At 68.5% G+C, this 11,719-nt stretch carries 10 protein-coding genes; all 10 read left to right on the top strand.

Features of this window, described 5'->3' with window-relative positions; all coding sequences use genetic code 11:
- Nucleotides 1–18: 18 nt before the first annotated feature.
- The 10 genes from U5N23_RS32670 (at nucleotide 19) to U5N23_RS32625 (ending at nucleotide 11,659) form a co-directional block, all read left to right on the top strand.
- The gene (locus tag U5N23_RS32670) at nucleotides 19–624 is read left to right on the top strand and encodes a TorD/DmsD family molecular chaperone (RefSeq protein WP_416208716.1); all 606 of its coding nucleotides are present in this window, start codon (nucleotides 19–21) and stop codon (nucleotides 622–624) included.
- Nucleotides 625–763: 139 nt separating this feature from the next.
- Nucleotides 764–976: a formate dehydrogenase gene (locus U5N23_RS32665; protein WP_322596818.1), complete on the top strand. Its 213-nt coding sequence runs from the start codon at nucleotides 764–766 to the stop codon at nucleotides 974–976.
- Nucleotides 977–990: 14 nt separating this feature from the next.
- Nucleotides 991–3,969 (top strand): formate dehydrogenase subunit alpha, encoded by a 2,979-nt coding sequence (locus tag U5N23_RS32660; RefSeq protein ID WP_322596817.1) that lies wholly within the window; start codon nucleotides 991–993, stop codon nucleotides 3,967–3,969.
- 28 nt (nucleotides 3,970–3,997) lie between these two features.
- A complete protein-coding gene (gene fdh3B, locus U5N23_RS32655) occupies nucleotides 3,998–4,618 on the top strand; it encodes a formate dehydrogenase FDH3 subunit beta (RefSeq protein WP_057201907.1) in 621 nt (206 codons plus the stop codon).
- Nucleotides 4,615–4,851 carry a hypothetical protein gene (locus U5N23_RS32650; RefSeq protein WP_322596816.1) on the top strand — a complete coding sequence of 79 codons (237 nt, stop codon included), beginning with the start codon at nucleotides 4,615–4,617 and terminating at the stop codon, nucleotides 4,849–4,851. The genes fdh3B and U5N23_RS32650 overlap by 4 nt, the downstream gene beginning before the upstream one ends.
- Before the next feature lie 13 nt (nucleotides 4,852–4,864).
- Nucleotides 4,865–6,058 carry a formate dehydrogenase subunit gamma gene (locus U5N23_RS32645; protein ID WP_322596815.1) on the top strand — a complete coding sequence of 398 codons (1,194 nt, stop codon included), beginning with the start codon at nucleotides 4,865–4,867 and terminating at the stop codon, nucleotides 6,056–6,058.
- A gap of 14 nt (nucleotides 6,059–6,072) precedes the next feature.
- Nucleotides 6,073–6,459 carry a hypothetical protein gene (locus U5N23_RS32640; RefSeq protein WP_322596889.1) on the top strand — a complete coding sequence of 129 codons (387 nt, stop codon included), beginning with the start codon at nucleotides 6,073–6,075 and terminating at the stop codon, nucleotides 6,457–6,459.
- Nucleotides 6,460–6,523: 64 nt separating this feature from the next.
- A complete protein-coding gene (locus tag U5N23_RS32635; protein WP_322596814.1) occupies nucleotides 6,524–7,444 on the top strand; it encodes a formate dehydrogenase accessory sulfurtransferase FdhD in 921 nt (306 codons plus the stop codon).
- A 38-nt stretch (nucleotides 7,445–7,482) separates the two neighbouring features.
- A complete protein-coding gene (locus tag U5N23_RS32630) occupies nucleotides 7,483–9,054 on the top strand; it encodes a C13 family peptidase (RefSeq protein ID WP_322596813.1) in 1,572 nt (523 codons plus the stop codon).
- 85 nt (nucleotides 9,055–9,139) lie between these two features.
- A complete protein-coding gene (locus tag U5N23_RS32625) occupies nucleotides 9,140–11,659 on the top strand; it encodes an ABC transporter permease (protein WP_322596812.1) in 2,520 nt (839 codons plus the stop codon).
- The last annotated feature ends 60 nt before the right edge of the window (nucleotides 11,660–11,719 follow it).

Raw genomic sequence — 11,719 nt, 5'->3', positions numbered from 1 at the left:
GCCACCGCCCCCCTGACCATGCCGGGCAGCGCCGCCCTCGACGAGGAAACCGCGCGCGCCGAGCTCTACGGCCTGCTGGCCCAGCTGTACTACAGCGCGCCGCCCCCCGAACTGCTGGCCTTGCTGCGCGTGGCGGTGACCGAGGCCCCCGCGCAAGGCGGGCTGCTCGAAGAGCCCTGGCAGCAACTGGTGGGTGCCGTGCGTGCGCTCGACGACCGTGCCATCGCCGCCGAGTTCGAGCGCCTGTTCGGCGGCATGGGCAAGCCCGAAGTCTTCCTGTACGGGTCGCACTACCTGAGCGGCTTTCTCAACGAGAAACCGCTGGCGCGCCTGCGCAGCGACCTGGATGCGCTGGGCCTGGCGCGCAGCGAGGCCATGCCCGAGACCGAGGACCACCTGGCCTACCTGTGCGAGGCCATGCGCTACCTGATCGCCGGCGACGACATGGCCGTGTGCAACCTTACGACACAACGCGACTTTTTTGCCACCCACCTGCAGCCCTGGGTGCCGGCCCTGTGCGATGTGCTGGAGGCCCACCCCGCCGCCCCCTTCTATGGCGCGCTGGCCCGCTTCACACGGGCCTTTGCGGCCGTCGAGGCGCAGGGCTTCGACATGCTGGATTGAGCCGGTGCGGGCGGCTGCGAAGGGCTGCCAAACCCGAGTGAAGTGCTATGGGGTGGCCATACCCGATTGCAGCCGGCCGAACACTCGCATAGACTGTATGAACGACATTGCATAGCCGCAAGCCCTCCTGGAGACAATGATGCAGGACAGCCAGCCCCAACCTTCTCGCCGCCGGTTCTTTGCGGGTGCAGCCACCGTGGGGGCTGCCGCCGCCGCCGTGGTGGCATTGCCGCATGTCGCGGCGCCCGACGCCACCGCTGTGGCCGAGCCAGTACCTGCACCGCCCGAGCGCGGCGGCGGCTACCGCCTCTCGGCGCATGTCCAGCAGTACTACAAAACCACCCAACTCTGACCGCGGGGCGCACCATGTTGCTCACCAAGAAGTCTTCCCACGCACGGGAGGGCGCTGCGGCCACCTCCCCATCCTCCCCCTTCGTCCACAGCCTGCAGCGAGGCCTGGCCAAAGCCCTGCCCACCATGGACCGGCGTGCCTTCCTGCGCCGCTCGGGCCTGGGCGTCGGCGTGGGCATTGCCGCCTCGCAGCTCGCGCTGGTCAAAAAATCCAACGCCGCCGAGGGCGCCAAGGTCGGGCTGGGTGACAGCAAGATCGAGGTGCGCCGCACCATCTGCACCCACTGCTCGGTCGGCTGCGCGGTGGACGCGGTGGTAGAGAACGGTGTCTGGGTGCGCCAGGAGCCGGTGTTCGACTCGCCCATCAACCTGGGGGCGCACTGCGCCAAAGGCGCTGCGCTGCGCGAGCACGGCCATGGCGAGTACCGCCTGCGCTACCCGATGAAGCTGGTCAACGGCAAGTACGAACGCATCAGCTGGGACACGGCGCTCACCGAGATCTCCGCCCGCATGCAGGACCTGCGCAAGGCCAGCGGGCCCGACAGCGTGTACTTCGTGGGCTCGTCCAAGCACAACAACGAGCAGGCCTACCTGCTGCGCAAGTTCGTGAGCTTCTGGGGCACCAACAACTGCGACCACCAGGCCCGCATCTGCCACTCCACCACGGTGGCCGGTGTCGCCAACACTTGGGGTTACGGGGCCATGACGAACTCGTACAACGACATGCAGAACAGCAAGGTCGCCATGTACATCGGCTCCAACGCGGCCGAGGCCCACCCGGTGAGCATGCTGCACATGCTGCACGCCAAGGAGATCGGCTGCAAGATGATCGTGGTGGACCCGCGCTTCACCCGCACGGCGGCCAAGGCCGACGAGTACGTGCGCATCCGCTCGGGCACCGACATCCCCTTCCTGTTCGGCCTGCTGTACCACATCTTCAAGAACGGCTGGGAGGACAAGCAGTACATCAACGACCGTGTCTATGGCATGGACAAGGTGCGCGAGGAGATTCTGGCCAAGTGGACGCCCGACAAGGTCGAGGAGGCTTGCGGCGTCAAGGAAGAGCAGGTGCTCAAGGTGGCCAGCCTGCTCAACGCCCACCGCCCCGGCACCATCGTCTGGTGCATGGGCCAGACGCAGCACACCATCGGCAACGCCATCGTGCGCGCCTCGTGCATCCTGCAGCTGGCCCTGGGTAACGTGGGCAAGACCGGTGGCGGCACCAACATCTTCCGCGGCCACGACAACGTGCAGGGCGCCACCGACGTGGGCCCCAACCCCGACTCGCTGCCCGGCTACTACGGCATTGCCGAAGGCGCCTGGAAGCACTTCGCTGCGGTCTGGGGTGTGGATTTCGAATGGATCAAGGGCCGGTATTCGAGCCCGGCCATGATGACCAAGTCGGGTCTCACGGTTTCGCGCTGGATCGATGGCGTGCTCGAGAAGAACGAGCTGATCGACCAGGACTCCAACCTGCGCGGCGTGTTCTTCTGGGGCCATGCGCCCAACTCCCAGACCCGCGGCTTGGAGATGAAGCGCGCCATGGACAAGCTCGACCTGCTGGTGGTGGTCGACCCCTACCCTTCGGCCACCGCGGCCATGGCCGCCATGCCCGGCCGGTCCGAAGACCTGAACCCGAACCGTGCGGTCTATCTGCTGCCCGCCGCCACGCAATTCGAAACCAGTGGTTCGTGCACGGCATCCAACCGCTCGCTGCAGTGGCGCGAGAAGGTGATCGAGCCGCTGTGGGAGAGCCGCTCGGACCACATGATCATGTACCAGTTCGCGCAGAAGCTGGGCTTCGACAAGGAACTGGTCAAGAACTACAAGCTGCAGAAGGTGCAGGGCATGGACGAGCCCGTGGTCGAGGACATCCTGCGCGAGATCAACCGCAGCGTCTGGACCATCGGCTACACCGGCCAGAGCCCCGAGCGCCTGAAGGCGCACATGAAGAACATGCACCTGTTCGACGTGAAGACCCTGAAGGCCAAGGGCGGCAAGGACAAGGACACCGGCTACGACTTCACCGGCGACTACTTCGGCCTGCCCTGGCCCTGCTACGGCACGCCCGAGCTCAAGCACCCGGGTTCGTCCAACCTGTATGACACTTCCAAACATGTCATGGATGGCGGTGGGTGTTTCCGCGCCAACTTCGGCGTCGAAAAGGACGGCCAGAACCTGCTGGCCGAGGATGGCTCGCACTCGCTGGGCTCCGACATCACCACCGGCTACCCCGAGTTCGACCATGTGCTGCTCAAGAAGCTCGGTTGGTGGGACGAGCTCACCGACGCCGAGAAGAAGGCCGCCGAGGGCAAGAACTGGAAGACCGACCCCACGGGCGCCATCATCCGCGTGACCATGAAGAACCACGGCTGCCACCCCTTCGGCAACGCCAAGGCGCGCGCCGTGGTGTGGAACTTCCCCGATGCCATCCCGCAGCACCGCGAGCCGCTGTACGGCACCCGGCCCGACCTGATGGCCAAGTACCCCACGCACGACGACAAGAAGGCCTTCTGGCGCCTGCCCACGCTCTACAAGAGCGTGCAGGACAAGAACATCGCCGACAAGGTGCACGAAAAATTCCCGCTGATCCTGACCTCGGGCCGGCTGGTCGAGTACGAAGGTGGCGGCGAGGAAACCCGCTCCAACCCCTGGCTGGCCGAACTGCAGCAGGAGTCCTTCGTGGAGATCCACCCCAAGACCGCTGGCGAGCGCGGCGTGCGCAACGGCGAGCGGGTGTGGCTCAGCTCGCCCACGGGCGCCCGCATCAATGTGCAGGCCATGGTGACCGAGCGCGTGGCGCCGGACACCGTATGGATGCCGTTCCACTTCTCGGGCCACTGGCAGGGCGTGGACATGCTGGCGCACTACCCCAAGGGCGCGGCGCCCGTGGTGCGCGGCGAGGCCGTGAATACGGCCACCACCTATGGCTACGACAGCGTGACCATGATGCAGGAAACCAAGACCACGATCTGCAACGTGGAACGCGCGTGAACGCGCAGCAGCGACCAGGAGACACCCCATGGCACGAATGAAATTCATCTGCGATGCAGAGCGCTGCATCGAATGCAACGGCTGCGTCACCGCCTGCAAGAACGAGCACGAAGTGCCCTGGGGCGTGAACCGCCGCCGCGTGGTCACCCTGAACGACGGCGTGCCGGGCGAAAAATCCATCTCGGTGGCCTGCATGCACTGCAGTGACGCACCCTGCATGGCGGTGTGCCCCGTGAACTGCTTTTACCGCACCGACGAGGGCGTGGTGCTGCACGACAAGGACGTCTGCATCGGCTGCGGCTACTGCAGCTATGCCTGCCCGTTCGGCGCCCCCCAGTTCCCATCGCAGGGCACCTTCGGCGTGCGCGGCAAGATGGACAAGTGCACCTTCTGCGCCGGTGGTCCCGAAACACACGGCAGCCAGGCCGAGTTCGAGAAATACGGCCGCAACCGCCTGGCCGAAGGCAAGCTGCCGGCCTGCGCCGAGATGTGCTCCACCAAGGCCCTCCTGGCCGGCGATGGCGATGTGGTGGCGGACATCTTCCGCAACCGCGTGGTGCAGCGCGGCAAGGGTGCCGAGGTCTGGGGCTGGGGCACGGCCTACGGCTCCAAGCAGGCCGGCCAACCGACCCCGGGAGCCAAGTCATGACCGGGCGCACGGCACGGATCCTCTGCGCAGCCTGCGGGCTGCTGGCGCTGGCGGCCTGCACCGAGAAGCCGCAGACCGGCGGCGGCGTGCGCATCGATGCGCCGCCGCACGCCGGCACGGGCAGCAACTTCACCCAGCCCGGCTGGAAGGCCGGCGACAAGACCGGCTGGGAGCAGCAGCTCAAGGCGCGCCAGCAGTACGGCCAGAACGAATACACCCGTAGCACCCGCTAGAGCGAGGCCTGCCATGAAAACCATCCTGTGCAGCATGGCCCTGTGTGCCGGACTGGCCTGGGGCACGGCGGCAGCCCAGGCGCCGGCGGCCTCCGCCGCCGCTCCAATGGCCCCGGCTACCCCTGCAGTGGCGCCTGCGGTCGGTGGCATCCAGAGCCAGAACATCTTCCAGGTCAAGCCCGATGCCAGCGAGGAGCCGGGCTATGCCCAGCAGACCAACGGCGAGCGTGCCAAGGTGCAGCCGGGCAACAACGCGCCGATGTGGCGCCAGGTGGGCGAGGGCGTCACGGGCTACAGCAGCCTGCCCAAGAGCCAGGCGCCCGAGGCCGGCAACCTGATCCAGCCCTTCGTGCAATACCCCGGTTCGCGCGTGACCAACGCGGGCGAGGCCTGGCGCCAGGTGCGCAACCAGTGGATCATCCCTTACGGCGGCGCGCTGCTGCTCATCGTGGCGGGTGCCATCGCGCTGTTCTACTGGCGCAAGGGCATGATGAAGCTGCACGGCGCCGAGACTGGCCGCAAGATCGAGCGCTTCACCCCCTTCGAGCGCTCGGCCCACTGGGCCAATGCCATCGCCTTCGTGGCGCTGGCGATCTCGGGCCTGGTCATGGCCTTCGGCAAGTTCTTCCTGCTGCCCATCCTGGGCGGCACGCTGTTCGGCTGGCTGGCCTACGTGCTCAAGAATGTCCACAACTTCGCCGGGCCCCTGTTTGCGGTGTCGCTGGTCATCGTGTTCTTCACCTTCCTCAAGGACAACCTGCCCCGCAGGGAAGACATCACGTGGCTGGCCAAGGGCGGTGGAATGCTGTCGGGCAAGGAGGTGCCATCGCATCGCTTCAATGCGGGCGAGAAGGTCGTCTTCTGGGGCGGCGTGCTGGGCCTCGGCTTCATTGTGGTCGCCTCGGGCCTGGTGCTGGACATGCTGATTCCAGGACTGCTCTATGAGCGCGGCACCATGCAGATTGCGCACATGGTCCACGCCGTGGCCACGGTGGTGATGATGGTGATGTTCATGGGCCACATCTACATGGGGACCATCGGCATGCAGGGTGCCTACAAGGCCATGAGGACCGGCTATGTGGACGAAACCTGGGCCAAGGAGCACCACGAGCTCTGGTACGACGATATCCGGGCCGGCAAGATCCCCCCGCAACGCAGTGCCGCCGCCACGGGCGAGGCCCCTGCAGCCAAGCCCGTTCAGGCATGAGGTTCACCATGACGATGCACCCTTTCATTCGCCCATCGCTGCTGGCCCTGTGCGCCGCGTGCGCCTGCAGTGCCGCACTGGCCAAGTTGCCGCCGCCCTCGCCCGAGGCGGCCGCCAAGGCGGCCGAAGCCGCTGCCAAGGCGGCATGGGCCGGCAAGGTCGGCAGCTACAAGCTGTGCCAGTCGCAGGACCGGGTCGCGGCGCACTACCGCAAGACCAACGCCGCTGCCAAGCCCGCAGCCGCAGGGGGCGCAGCCTGTGCGGACCCTGGCCCCTTTGCCTACACGCCCCCCGCAGCCAAGCCCATCGAGGCGGCCGGTGCGCACTCGCCACCGGGCACGGCCAGCAGCCCGCCCAGCACGCAGGCACCTTCGGCAGCCGCTTCGGCGCCCAAGTCCTGAGCACCGCCCGGCACAGGCGGGTGCCAGCCCGCTGCAGCTTGCGGGGATGGGGTACGCTGTGCCCATGAGCACGCCCCTGTCCGCCCCCATGACTCCCCGCCTGCCACGGCTGACCCAGGCGCAGGCGCCGCTGACGCACCGTATCGAAGCGGTCAACGAGCATGGCGAGCGCGAACAGCTGTCCATTCCGGCCGAGCGTCCGCTGACCGTGTACGTCGACAAGCGCGAGCTGGTCACGCTGATGACGCTGGGCGCGCACCCCGAGTTGCTGGTGCTGGGCTACCTGCGCAACCAGCGCCTGGTGGAGTCGGTGCAGGACATTGAGTCGATCACCGTGGACTGGGATGTCAACGCCGCCGCCGTGCGCACGCGCCACGGCATCGCGCGCATCGAGGAGCGCACGGCCAGCAAGGTGGTCACCACCGGCTGCGGCCAGGGCAGTGTGTTTGGCGGCCTGATGGACGAGGTGGACCGCATCGTGCTGCCCGAGGCGCGGCTCACCCAGGCCCAGCTGTATGGCATCGTCAATGCCATCCGCCTCAAGGAGAGCACCTACAAGTCGGCCGGCTCGGTGCACGGCTGCGCGCTGTTCCAGGGCGAGGAACTGCTGGTCTTCGTCGAGGACGTGGGCCGCCACAATGCCATCGACACGATCGCGGGGTGGATGTGGATGGCCGCCGGGGACGCGGCACCGATGGCGGGCGCCGACAAGGTGTTCTACACCACCGGCCGGCTGACCAGCGAGATGGTCATCAAGTCGGCCCAGATGGGCGTGCCCATCGTGGTCTCGCGCAGCGGCATGACGCAGATGGGGCACGCCGTGGCCGAGCAACTGGGCCTGTGCGCCATCGGCCGCGCCACCAACCGGCGCTTCGTCTGCTACAGCGGCGTGCAGCGGCTGGTGCTGCAGCCCGAGCTGGCGCAGTCCCCGGCCGTGGTCCCCGGCGCGCAAGCCCGCAGGGTGGAGCCGGACACCGCATCCTGACATCGGGCGGCCCCGCGCCAATGGCATGATTGGGCACCATGCGACACCAGAAACCCATCCATGCCTGGGCCGACACCCTGCCCAGCCAGTTTGGCCCCTATGACCCCGACGAAGTGCCGGGCGTGCATGACATTCCCGTGCCCGACGGGCTTGGCGAGGCCGTTGCGCCCACAACCCCGGCGCCCCTTCCGGCCGAGTCGGCGGCCCCGCCACGCCTGCCGCTGGGACGCTGGCTGCTCGAAGGGCTGCGTGCTGCCCTGCTGCGGGTGCCGCGCACCGGCGCTGCCGTGCCCACGCCCCTGCAGCTGATCGTGCTGGTGCTGCTGTGCAGCGGGGTGCTGCTGGCGCTGGAGCGCCTGCACGTGGCGGGCCCGGCCAGCTTCAACCTGCGCGGTTGGCTGCTGTCGTGGTGGTCGCTGCCTTGGCTCGCCTGGTGCGCCTGGTGGGCCATCTCGGCATCCCGGCACAAGGGCAGGCCGGCACCGGTGACCGGGGGCCTGGCGGCCTGGCTGGCGCTTACGAGCGTGGCTGTCCTGCCCTCTTCGGTCGCTGCCTATTCGCTGATGGCGCTTGGAGCCCACCAGCCCCAGCGCTGGTCCTCGGGCCACTGGCCCACCGTGTTCTGGGCCATCTACGCCACCACGGTCGTGTGGATGGTGGTGGCCGACGTCGGCGTGCTGTCGCGCTTCGTGCGCTCGCGTGTGCGCACGGCACTGTATGGGCTGGTTCTGGTCGGGGTGGTCGCCGTGGGCATGCTCTACGCATCCAGCCAGTCGTGGCTGCCGGCCCCCGATCGTGCCGATGGCGATACCCCGGCCCCTGCGCGCCTGCACCTGTCGCAGTCGCTGTTCGAATCCCAGCAGGACCTGCTGCAGCAGCAGGCCGAGGCCCTGGTGGCCGAACGCCCCGGGGTCACCGATGTCTATGCCCTGGTGTTCGCCCCCTACGCCCGCGAGAACGTGTTCCGCCGCGAGAGCACCATGGTCAGCCAGGTCGTGCAGGAGCGTTTCGATGCCCAGGGCCGCGTGCTGCACCTGCTCAACCACGCCGAAACCGCCGACACCCATGTCTGGGCCACGCCCGAGAACCTCGATCGCGCGGTGAACGCGCTGGCCGCGCGCATGGACAGGGAGAACGATGTGCTCGTGGTCTACATGACCTCGCACGGCGCCCAGAACCACCAGCTCGCGGCCTCGCACTGGCCGCTGGAAGTGCCGCCCATCAGCCCCGATATGCTGCGCGAGGCGCTGGACGCGGCCGGCATCCGCCACCGCGTGATCGCAATCTCGGCCTGCTACTCGGGCGGCTGGATCGACACCCTGGCCACGCCTTCCACGCTGATCATGACGGCCGCTGATGCGACCCACACCTCCTACGGCTGCGGCGCGCTGTCGGAGCTGACCTTCTTCGGCCGGGCTGTGTTCGACGAACAGCTGCGCAGCACGCTTTCCTTCGAGGAGGCGTTCAAGAAGGCCGTGCCGCTGATCCAGCAGCGCGAGGTCGAGGCCGGCAAGAGCGACGGCTTCTCCAACCCGCAGATTCGCGTGGGCGCCGAGATCGGTCCGGTGCTCAAGGGCCTGGAAGAGCGCCTGAACGCCGCGCCCCGCTGAGGCGATGGCTCTTAAAGGGCCTGCGCGCCGGCTGGAAATGTTTCATTGCCGTGGATTGGCGGGCTTTTGCGCTAATGTCACGCCCATGAACCTCTCTTTTATCCGCCTGGGCTGGCGCACCCTGCTGCGCGACCTGCGCGCGGGCGAGCTGCGCCTCCTGGTCGTGGCCGTCACATTGGCCGTTGCCGCACTCACCTCCGTGGGCTTCTTTGCCGACCGCCTGCAAGGGGGGCTGCAGCGCGATGCCCTGCAATTGCTGGGTGGCGATGCCGTGGTGGCCAGCGACAACCCCACGCCCGCCGCCTTCGTGGAACGCGCCAAGGCCCTGGGGCTGCAGAGCGTGACCACCCTGGGCTTTCCCACCATGGGGCGGGCCAGCGACGACAAGGGCGGCGCCAGCAAGCTGGTGGCCTTGAAAAGCGTGCAGCCGGGCTATCCGCTGCGCGGCACCCTCACCGTGGCCGTGGGCCCGGGCGCGGCCGAGCAGACCACGCGCGACATCCCGGCGCGCGGCGAGGTGTGGGTGGACGCGCCGCTGCTCGAATCGCTGGGCCTGGCCATGGGCGACATGCTGCTGCTGGGCGATGCGCAGTTGCGCATCGCCCGCATCATCGTCATCGAGCCGGACCGGGGCGCCGGTTTCATGAGCTTTGCGCCGCGCGTCATGCTCAACGAGGCCGACGTGCCGGCCACCGGCCTGGTGCAGCCCGCCAGCCGCCTGACCTACCGCTTTGCCGTGGCCGGTCCGGCACCCGCCGTCAAGGACTTCAGCCAGTGGGCTGCCGACGAGGCCAAGAAGCCCGAGCAGCACGGCCTGCGCGTCGAGTCGCTGGAAAGCGGCCGCCCCGAGATGCGCCAGACGCTGGACCGGGCGCAGAAGTTCCTGAGCCTGGTGGCCCTGCTGGCCGCGCTGCTCTCGGCCGTGGCCGTGGCACTGGCCGCGCGCGGCTTTGCCGCCGACCACCTCGACGCCTCGGCCATGCTGCGCGTGCTGGGCCAGAGCCAGCGCACCATCGCCGGTGCCTACACCACCGAGTTCGCGCTGATCGGCCTGTTCGCCAGCGCCCTGGGCGTGGCCGTGGGCTACCTGGTGCACTATGTCTTCGTGCTGCTGCTGGCGGGCCTGGTGGAGTCGACCCTGCCCGCCGCCAGTCTGTGGCCCGTGGCCTTCGGCCTGGGCATGGGGCTCACGCTGCTGTTCGCCTTTGGCCTGCCGCCCGTGCTGCAGCTGGCCCAGGTGCCGCCGCTGCGCGTGATTCGGCGCGATGTGGGCGGGCTCAAGCCGGCGTCGCTTGCCGTGCTGGGCGTGGGCGTTGCCGGCTTTGCGGCCCTGTTGCTGGCCGTGAGCAGCGACATCAAGCTGGGATTGATCGCCGTGGGCGGTTTTGCCGCTGCCGTGGCGCTGTTCGCGGGCCTGAGCTGGGTGGCCGTCAAACTTTTGCGCCGCAGCGTCAACGAGGCCACCGCGCCGCGCTGGCTGGTGCTGGCCACGCGGCAGATCTCCGCGCGCCCGGCCTATGCCGTGGTGCAGGTCAGCAGCCTGGCCGTGGGCCTGCTGGCGCTGGTGTTGCTGGTGCTGTTGCGCACCGACCTCATCAGCAGCTGGCGCCAGGCCACGCCGCCCGATGCGCCCAACCGCTTCGTGATCAACGTCATGCCCGAGCAGGCCGACGCCTTCCAGCAAAACCTCAAGGACGGCGGCGTCAAGCGCTACGACTGGTACCCCATGATCCGCGGCCGCCTGCTGGCCGTGAACGGCAAGGCCGTGGGCCCGGCCGACTACACCGACGACCGCGCCAAGCGCCTGGTGGACCGCGAATTCAACCTCTCCACCGCCGTGCAGCAGCCGCCCCACAACCAGGTGGTGGCGGGCAAATGGACCGAGAACGAGCAGGGCGCCATCAGCGTGGAAGAGGGCATTGCCGAAACCCTGGGCCTGAAGATGGGCGACCGGCTGCAGTTCGACATCGGCGGCGTGCAGAACGAGGCGCGCATCACCAGCCTGCGCAAGGTGGACTGGGGCTCCATGCGCGCCAACTTCTTCGTGATGTACCCGGTGGAGCAGCTCGAAGGCGTGGCCGTGACCTACCTGGCGGCCTACCGCGCACCCGACAAGGCCGGCTTTGACAACGCGCTGGTGCGCCAGTTCCCCAATATCACCAATGTGGACATGGGCGCCACCATCACCCAGGTGCAGCGCGTGCTGGACCAGGTGATCCGCGCGGTGGAGTTCCTCTTCGCCTTCACGCTGGCTGCCGGCCTGGTGGTGCTGTTTGCCGCCGTGACGGCCACGCGCGAGGAGCGTGCGCGCGAGTTCGCCATCATGCGCGCCGTGGGCGCACGCGCCAGCCTGCTGCGCCAGGTGCAGCGCGCCGAGCTCATGGGCGTGGGCCTGCTCGCGGGCTTCCTGGCCAGCACGGTGGCCGTGGTCGTGGGCTGGGCGCTGGCGCGCTTCGTGTTCGACTTCACCTGGACGGCATCGCCCTGGGTGCCGCTGGCAGGCGCCGTTGCTGGCGCCGTGCTGGCGCTGGCGGCGGGCTGGTGGGGGCTGCGCGATGTGCTGCGCCGCCCGGTGGTGGAGACGCTGCGCCGCGCAGCGGAGTAGGGCCGCACGCAGGCAACCCTTGGCAGCCCGGCGAGGTCTCCTTCCGGTGCATTGGCAAGG

Source organism: Acidovorax sp. (genome assembly GCF_034519795.1).
GTDB lineage: Bacteria > Pseudomonadota > Gammaproteobacteria > Burkholderiales > Burkholderiaceae_C > Acidovorax.
The sequence above is the reverse complement of the archived record's forward strand: the minus strand, read 5'-3'. Positions and strand labels throughout refer to the sequence as shown.

Excerpts from the sequence above, each read along its gene's own strand:
- U5N23_RS32670 (WP_416208716.1), top strand. The coding sequence starts at position 19 with ATGCCGGGCAGCGCCGCCCTCGACGAGGAAACCGCGCGCGCCGAGCTC.
- U5N23_RS32665 (WP_322596818.1), top strand. The coding sequence starts at position 764 with ATGCAGGACAGCCAGCCCCAACCTTCTCGCCGCCGGTTCTTTGCGGGT.
- U5N23_RS32660 (WP_322596817.1), top strand. The coding sequence starts at position 991 with ATGTTGCTCACCAAGAAGTCTTCCCACGCACGGGAGGGCGCTGCGGCC.
- fdh3B (WP_057201907.1), top strand. The coding sequence starts at position 3,998 with ATGGCACGAATGAAATTCATCTGCGATGCAGAGCGCTGCATCGAATGC.
- U5N23_RS32650 (WP_322596816.1), top strand. The coding sequence starts at position 4,615 with ATGACCGGGCGCACGGCACGGATCCTCTGCGCAGCCTGCGGGCTGCTG.
- U5N23_RS32645 (WP_322596815.1), top strand. The coding sequence starts at position 4,865 with ATGAAAACCATCCTGTGCAGCATGGCCCTGTGTGCCGGACTGGCCTGG.
- U5N23_RS32640 (WP_322596889.1), top strand. The coding sequence starts at position 6,073 with ATGCACCCTTTCATTCGCCCATCGCTGCTGGCCCTGTGCGCCGCGTGC.
- U5N23_RS32635 (WP_322596814.1), top strand. The coding sequence starts at position 6,524 with ATGAGCACGCCCCTGTCCGCCCCCATGACTCCCCGCCTGCCACGGCTG.
- U5N23_RS32630 (WP_322596813.1), top strand. The coding sequence starts at position 7,483 with ATGCGACACCAGAAACCCATCCATGCCTGGGCCGACACCCTGCCCAGC.
- U5N23_RS32625 (WP_322596812.1), top strand. The coding sequence starts at position 9,140 with ATGAACCTCTCTTTTATCCGCCTGGGCTGGCGCACCCTGCTGCGCGAC.